General features: G+C 51.2%; 1 protein-coding gene. It reads left to right on the forward strand.

The window, feature by feature from the left end:
• The coding region (locus HNQ59_RS19460) for an RHS repeat domain-containing protein (RefSeq protein ID WP_184042040.1) at window positions 1–1,144 on the forward strand (1,144 nt) is incomplete at both ends.

Consider the following 1,144-nt stretch of genomic DNA (forward strand, 5'->3'; position numbering starts at 1 on the left):
TATTCGATGCCGCTGGCCGGCAGACCGCCAGCATCGACGCATTGGGTTATGTCACGGAATACCGCTACGACGCCATCGGCAACCGGATCGCCAGTGCGCGCTATGACACGCCAATTGCCATCGGCTCCTCCCCTGCACAGGCGTTGGAACTGCGCAAGAGCTTGAGTAATTCGATCACCCAGCAGATTACGTATCATATTTATGATGTGGCGGGGCGAGAAATAGGCACCATTGATCCGGCAGGCTATCTGGCTGAGTATCGCTACGATGCTCTGGGTAAGCGGACAAGCAGCATCCGTCACGACAAGGCAATCACTCAGGCGGGTGTGATATCCATCAATATACAAAACGACAAGGATCGTTTCACGGTTGCTCCTCGTGGTGCACCCGCAGACCAAGCTATCTGGAATGGTAATCAAATCCAACTGAAAACCGGAGTTGACACAAAAACCGCTTCACCGGCTGCCAATTTGGATAGGAAATTATCGGTCGATGCCAACCATTCAGTGAAAATCTATCGAGAATTCACGCTTGGTACCCACGAGGGACGTACAGTTACCTTCGGAGCAGATAACGGTGAGGCATGGAGGTCAGACAGCTGGGTCATGCTATTGGCACAGGTTGGCGATGACGGTAGTGTGTCCATTGAAGATTATCGAGGCAAACAAGCAAGCTGGACAGTTTTGGGGAAAGCACGGGAAAAAGCTACCTACATCGTCGAACAAGAGATCACCGCAGATCGTTCCACGATCTATTTCTATGAAAAAGGCAGCTCACGGGATAGCAGTTCGACTTATCGGTATACTCAAACCGTCAATTATCAAGGTGCGTACCCTTTTGTTTCGCAATATACGCGAAATATCAAAGATACTACCCAAGCAAGTACCACCACGATCACTCAATGGACAGTAGAACAGACTGTCACCTATCGTTCCGGGGCGGTCTTGACGTCAGCGGATCTCCAAGCCTTGATGAAATCGGCGCAAGCCGCAGCACAAACTTCGACTCCCCAGCAGGTGCGGCATGTCTACGACACTGCCAATCGCCTTCGTTTCCAGATTGCATCAGACAACACGGTTACCGAAAACCGTTACGACAGTTTCGGCAATATTCTCCAGCAGATCCGGTATGCCAAGCCGGTGGT

The organism is Chitinivorax tropicus, assembly GCF_014202905.1.
Taxonomy (GTDB): domain Bacteria; phylum Pseudomonadota; class Gammaproteobacteria; order Burkholderiales; family SCOH01; genus Chitinivorax; species Chitinivorax tropicus.